The following is a 6,000-nucleotide window of genomic DNA, read 5'->3' on the forward strand; positions in this document are numbered from 1 at the left end:
TGCCGGATGCTGTTGCACAGTTTCGTCCTCTGCGTCGGCCCCCGGCGGGGGCTGATTTGTTAGGATTTGTGTGATTTCGAGGTGGAGGCACCGGCAGCGTCTATAATTACTCACCGTCGCACCGACGGCTTGATAAAGGAATGTATGGCGAAAGATGACGTAATTGAAATGGTAGGGCAGGTAATTGAGAACCTCCCAAGTGCAACGTTCAAGGTAAAGTTGGAGAACGGACACATCGTGCTGGGGCACATCTCGGGGAAAATGCGCAAGAATTACATCCGCATCCTTCCCGGCGATAAGGTCAATGTGGAGATGACTCCCTATGACCTGAGCAAAGCGCGCATCGTGTTTCGGACCAAGTAGCCGAACTTGCGCCGGCGAGGTCTTTGACTACGGTCATTGGGATCTTGCGCGCGCGGAGTGTGTGTTCGGAGGCCTGGACAATGCTGAGGCCGCTGTCCAATGACGCGGAGCGGGTTCATTTCGCCGATGCGCACTGACATGTCATTGTGGGGATTCTTTCCAGATTGCGGGCGCGACAATGAACGGGCATCGCGATGTGGATACGTGCGTCCTGAAAAGTCCGCTGGACATGCCGCATGCCCAGCCGTTGAGGTGCGCTCATGGCCACCTACATACGGCGCATGGTCCTGCCCGCAAGTTTTTTACTTAAGACACGTGTTTGCAGTTTTCGCCAGATAAACCCCGCCAGCGCCATCAAAATCATTTTCCGCATGTTGCACCTCCTATGGTTTGGATACATGAATTGTCGCCGGGTTGCTTAAGCTTGGCGGTTGCTATCAGTGCGCGCGCTTCTCGCGCGCCCCACGCCCACACTTTAAATTTTCCGAAATGTGGATGAGCAGGTAGTCGCATCTTAAGTGTTGATCGCCCGAGTTGGATGTAGGCGTACACGACAGATATATGTAGGAATGCGGGGCGTTCGCCCAGCGCCGCAAGGCCGCGTGGAATGCTGAGGGTATATGTCAAAAGAGAAAAAACCACTGGATCGAGAACCGCTACCGCCACAGCCGCGTGTATCGCCGCGATTGCCGCCACCGTTGCAGGCGTTCGAGTCCGCGTCGCCGGCGCAGGCCAGCGCCAAAAAGCGGGAGCGCGAGCGGAAGGATGCGCTGATTCGCGGCGTCACTTCTATCGATGAAATGCGTGAAGCGATAAAGCGCGCCGCGCGCGGACTGCCTGTTGTTTCAGAAGTGCCGCGACTGGGCATGCTCGATGCCGCAGCGTTCCGCAGGCGTGCCGCGCAGGGGCTGCCATTCGTGGTCACCGGGCTTGTCAAACGTTGGCCGCTGTCGGACCTCACGCCGCAAACGCTGCGTGATCGCTTTAGCCACCTGCAGGTGCGCGCGCGGGTCGGCGACTATATCAACACGGCGTTCGCGCCGGACAGGGCGATGCAGGATATGTCGATGGGCGAGTATCTCGATCTGGTCTCGACTGCCACGCAGGCGCTGCCCCCCTATCTGGGCAATCTGGAATTGCGTGAACTGAATCGGATGTGTTACTGGCCCGCGTACTTTGGCAAAATGGGACCGCCCCGTTTTTGGCTCGGGCCGGCCGGAACGGTGACGCCGCTGCACTGCGATTATGACGACAATATTTTTGCGCAGGTATGGGGCGCCAAACGGATTTTCCTGGCGCCGCCCCACCACGATGAATTCCTCTATCCCAGCGAGGCCAATGCCATCCTGTTCGGCTCCCCGTTTGATCCCGAGGCGCCGGATTTCGAGAAGTTTCCGCTTGCGCGCCAGGCATCGATGGTCGAATGCATCGTCAATCCCGGTGATCTCCTGTATGTGCCGGCCGGCTGGTATCACCAGGTTCGCGCGCTGACGTTTTCACTGTCGTCGAACCGGTGGGCGAGGGCGCTGCCGTTCGCATTGACCGGCGATTCATCCCTGCAGCGTCCGGCGTAGCGAACCACGCGCACCGAGGCCGTTTCAGGGCGTTCTAGGCCAGGGTTTTCCGCACGGCGGCCACCCAAAAGCGCCGCACGATCAGCTCAAAGCAGTCAAGCGGCAAGTGCTGCAAAGGATGCGGTGTGCTAGGAAGGATGGCGACGGCGTTGAGCTTGGACTCGAGCGCATCGAACAGCTTTACGATCTCGGCCATCGGAACGAGGTTGTCGCGATCTCCGGCGCTGAGCAAGATGGGCACCTTGGTGGCTCGCACCATCTCCTCGCTCAGCTGCCAACGGGCGAAGTCGGTGATCAGACCTTGCGTCAATCGCAGTGTTTGGTCGACTCCGCTGGCCGGGTGCAAGGCCGCAAGCGCTTCGTAATGGCGTGGTGAGCGGGCGCGCAGTTGATCGCCATCGAGCTCCTTCGAGGTCTTGTCGATGGCCTCCTCGCTCCAGTAAAACTTTGTGCCCAGGTTGACGATGCTGTTCACCCGCGCCGGTGCGAGGTGGGCCAGAACGAGTGCCGCATAACCGCCCATGCTGTGGCCGATGATGTCGACCTTCTCGATCTGCAGCGCGTCCAACAAGGCCAGGACGGCGCGCGCGAGCCGCTCGCCGTTTATCGCACCATGGGTGACATGGCTCTCGCCATGGGAGGGGAAATCCAGGGCGATTTGCGAGCGCTCCGGGAAATGCTTTCGCAGGGCATCGAACTGCCCGCGAACTCCAAGCGCGCCGTGTAAGAACAGCAAAGGCGGCAGTGCGGTCTCCATCTGAACGTAGTCGTATTCGATCCCGGCGTCGTCGAGCAGTAATTGCATTGTCATTACCTTTGTTGGTGGTTGTTCCGAAACGGCAGCATTGCTTTATTTTAAAGCAATGGTGTCCGTGCGGTGATCCCAATCGCGCGCCGATCGCCGCCGGATTCAAAACTCAAGGTCGATCTGGCGAAGAACGTTAAAAAGTGCGGCCGATGGCGGCTCAAAACCTTCGATCCCGGATTGTCTGCTCCTCTGGCGCGCCATACCATATCGGCTCGCGCATGAGAAAGAGCGGCGCGACGTTAGCGCTGCGATCAACCAACAGGAGAGCAATATGACACAGGAGAGCAATATGACACGTCCCACGAACTTCAACGACAATGCGCACCCCGCCGGCAAGGCGGGCGATTTTGATTTCCTATCCGGCGATTGGAAAATCCAGCACCGCCAACTCAAGTCAAGCAATCCCGACGTATGGGACGCGTTCGAGGGCGAGGCCACTTGCTGGTCAATCTTGAACGGCGCGGCGAGCATCGAAGAGCTGCGCATTCCGGCGCGCGATTTCAGCGGCATGGGCCTGCACTTACTGAATCAGGAAAAACAGGTCTGGTCCGATTTTTGGGTGAATGCAAAAAGCGGTGCGCTGTTGGCACCGGTGGTTGAAGGCCACTTCCAGGACGGCCAGGGAGTTTTTGTATCGGAGGACCTCGATGGCGAGCAAGCCATGCAGGTGCGCGGTGTATGGGACAACATCAGCCCCACGACTTGCCGTTGGCAGCAAGCCACCTCGCTCGATGGCGGCAAGAGCTGGCAGCCGAATTGGTTGATGGATTGGGTGCGTGTGGCGTAACGCCCCACAAATACCGCCGCTGTTGCTTAATGCCGGCGCCGATATGCCACAATCGGGCTATGAGCCGATATACCCCACTTTCCCTCGTCGTCAGGTCCCAATTGTTTCTACATCTGGCAACCATGGAGCAAGCCGGCCTGCCGCCTGATAAAGCCTATTCCATGCTCGAACTGGGGCCCGGTGCGCGCGAGCGGGTCGCCACTTTCCGGCGCCTGTTTGCGCGTGGCGTCGATCCCGCCACCGCCGGCTCTAACAGCGGCTTGTTCACCCTGTTCGAAACGCGCCTGTTGCGGGCGGCATTGAGCGGTGGCAGTCCCTTGCCCACTTACCGTCGCCTGACAAAACATTACGCCACGGCTGCCGCGCAGCAGGCGTCGATGCGCTCGCGCTTGATGCTTCCCGCGGCGACCTTGGTGGTTGCGCTTTTAGTGCAGCCGATCCCGCTACTGTATTCAGGTGCCATATCGTTCGGCGGCTATCTGGCGCGATCGATACTGCCGCTGATCGTGCTGGGCGTGGTAAGCGCCATTGCGATCCGCGCCATCGCGCGCTACGCGTCGGGCGAACCGGGGCCGGTCCGCGACGCCGTCTCTGGCGCGCTGCTGCGCATTCCGTTTATCGGCCGGCTGCACCTTCGCCGCAGTACGCGCGATTTCCTCGAAAGCCTCGCGCTTCTGCTGCAAGCGGGGCTGCCCTTGTTCGAGGCGCTCCCGGTGGCAATCGCCACTGTCGACAATGCGATCGTGCGCGAGGATTTGTCTTCGCTGCTGCCGGCGGTGCAGTCAGGCGCGACGCTGTCGGAGGCGCTCGCGGCGCTGCGCCTGTGCGATACGGGGAAGCTGCATGCTTTCGCCCATACGGGCGAAGAAAGCGGATCGCTGCCAGAGATGCTGCAGCGCTATTCGGATATGGAGACCGAGGCGCTGGCGCAGATCCAGAGCGACATCTCGACATGGCTGCCGCGCTTGTTTTACGTGCTGGTGGCGTTGTGGATGGTGGTGCAGTTGATAGGCGGGCGTGCGGTGCCACCGCCGGCGAGTATGGTGGCTTCCACCTCCACCTCCAGCTCTTCGCTTAACTTCACGGCTTTGGAATCAAATGTCTGAATGTCGGCTCGATATTTTTTGAATGCAGGAAGCTGACAATATCCTCCAGCGTGGCATCGCGCAGGAGCAAGCCGTCCGGCGCCAGCGCGCCGGGCTTGGGCTGAGCGATAACCATTGGCGCCGCGCCTTGCGACTGCTGAAGCGTTTCAAAGGCTTGCTTGAACTGCGCGTCGCTGATGCTTTCCAACCCAAGCAACAAAGCGCTTTGGCCTGCAAGCGGCGGCGCCATCTCCAGCCCTGATTCTTCGGCGAAGGACGCGCCCAATCCCGGATTGATAAAAGCGGCCCACTTCCCGGAACGCTGATTCAGGCAAGGCGGCAGTTCGACCGGGGTGTTGGTCGCATCGGCGTGGAGCGCCATCTCCGGTGCGTACGTTTTGCGCACCAGTTCGACGAATTGTTGCACCAGCGTGGCCGGGGCGGGCGTCTTCAACGACAACCAAAGGCAATAGCCGTTAGCGCCGGAAATGCTGACCGCGGGCGCCGGAAATCCAAGCTCGGTCTGCAGGCGATTCGCGACCGTACACAAGCGCTCCCAATGCTGCTCCCCTTCGCCTTCGTCGATTTTGTCGAAGGCGATGACCATCGCACGTGTCAAGCCGTCGTCGGTAGTAAGACTGATGGCGGGGCTCGCCTGCCCCTGCATGCGCTGCGCGAGAACTTCCGCCGACAAAGTTCCGGCCGCAAGATACAGCCTGTTTAGTTCCGAAGTCAATTTTTGCATCTGCTTCCCCATGTTCAGACCGACGGGTGCTGCCCGGCACGCGACGTGGTCTGGTCCGACATTCTGACACATGAAGAATTGTTGTCGGGCCAAGGGAGACCTGGTGTCCTGGCCGGCGTGGTCGGGGCTCCCCGGACGCAATTTAAATCTTCGTCGGCCCGGCCGGCGTCACGCGCGTGTAAATGTCGCCGTAAATGGCAAGGGAATCGATGGTGCCGTTTGCCGCCGCGCGAAAGCCGAATTTTTCCCAGCCTTCATAACCGACGCCCATCCTGGCGCGGAATATATTGTGGTGCCAGTGCTCGAGGCGGCCAATGCCGCTTGCCGCCGACCCGATCCGCAACACCAAGGCGCCGGACTCCAGCGCCACCGTCACGTCGCCCCAGGCCGGATGGCGATAAGTGCCCGTGTACGCCGCCAGTGCATGGCTGGGCTTGGTATTGATGGGACGCTTGGCATCCTCGTTCTCCTGCTTCACTTGTCCGGCTTTTTGCAGGTCGCCGTAGAGTTTTAAGGTTTCCCCATTCCAGTCGCGCGCCGGGGCGCCGGTGAACATGCCGAACACCTTCCACATCAGCGCGTGGCGGAATTCGGCGTGCTCGAGGTTGCCAAACACGGCGTTCTCAAGAACCAAGTGC

Annotated in this window: 7 protein-coding genes; 4 read left to right on the plus strand and 3 right to left on the minus strand. The window is 60.2% G+C overall.

The window, feature by feature from the left end; translation table 11 throughout:
• Positions 1-144: 144 nt before the first annotated feature.
• Together infA and C7C56_RS00715 are read left to right on the plus strand one after the other, a co-directional pair.
• On the plus strand, positions 145-363 hold the full coding sequence (infA, locus tag C7C56_RS00710; RefSeq protein ID WP_106755588.1) for a translation initiation factor IF-1: 219 nt from the start codon (positions 145-147) through the stop codon (positions 361-363).
• Positions 364-983: 620 nt separating this feature from the next.
• Positions 984-1,937 carry a cupin-like domain-containing protein gene (locus tag C7C56_RS00715; RefSeq protein ID WP_106755589.1) on the plus strand — a complete coding sequence of 318 codons (954 nt, stop codon included), beginning with the start codon at positions 984-986 and terminating at the stop codon, positions 1,935-1,937.
• A 34-nt stretch (positions 1,938-1,971) separates the two neighbouring features.
• Here the strand turns inward: C7C56_RS00715 and C7C56_RS00720 are convergent, their stop codons facing one another.
• Entirely contained in the window at positions 1,972-2,742 is a 771-nt protein-coding gene (locus C7C56_RS00720; protein WP_181372962.1) for an alpha/beta fold hydrolase, read from the minus strand.
• A gap of 292 nt (positions 2,743-3,034) precedes the next feature.
• On the opposite strand from C7C56_RS00720, the gene C7C56_RS27845 reads away from it, so the two are divergent.
• Complete coding sequence (locus C7C56_RS27845) at positions 3,035-3,532, plus strand: hypothetical protein (protein ID WP_146204217.1); 498 nt, start codon at positions 3,035-3,037, stop codon at positions 3,530-3,532.
• Between the two features lie 122 nt (positions 3,533-3,654).
• Entirely contained in the window at positions 3,655-4,638 is a 984-nt protein-coding gene (locus C7C56_RS00725; protein WP_181372963.1) for a type II secretion system F family protein, read from the plus strand.
• On the opposite strand, the gene C7C56_RS00730 is transcribed toward C7C56_RS00725, so the two are convergent.
• Positions 4,613-5,362 (minus strand): hypothetical protein, encoded by a 750-nt coding sequence (locus C7C56_RS00730; protein ID WP_106755593.1) that lies wholly within the window; start codon positions 5,360-5,362, stop codon positions 4,613-4,615. The two genes, C7C56_RS00725 and C7C56_RS00730, sit on opposite strands and share 26 nt — an antisense overlap.
• Positions 5,363-5,504: 142 nt before the next feature.
• The coding region (locus C7C56_RS00735) for a DUF3471 domain-containing protein (protein WP_219933082.1) at positions 5,505-6,000 on the minus strand (496 nt) is incomplete at its 5' end.

The organism is Massilia glaciei (assembly GCF_003011895.2).
Classification (GTDB): domain Bacteria; phylum Pseudomonadota; class Gammaproteobacteria; order Burkholderiales; family Burkholderiaceae_D; genus Telluria_A; species Telluria_A glaciei.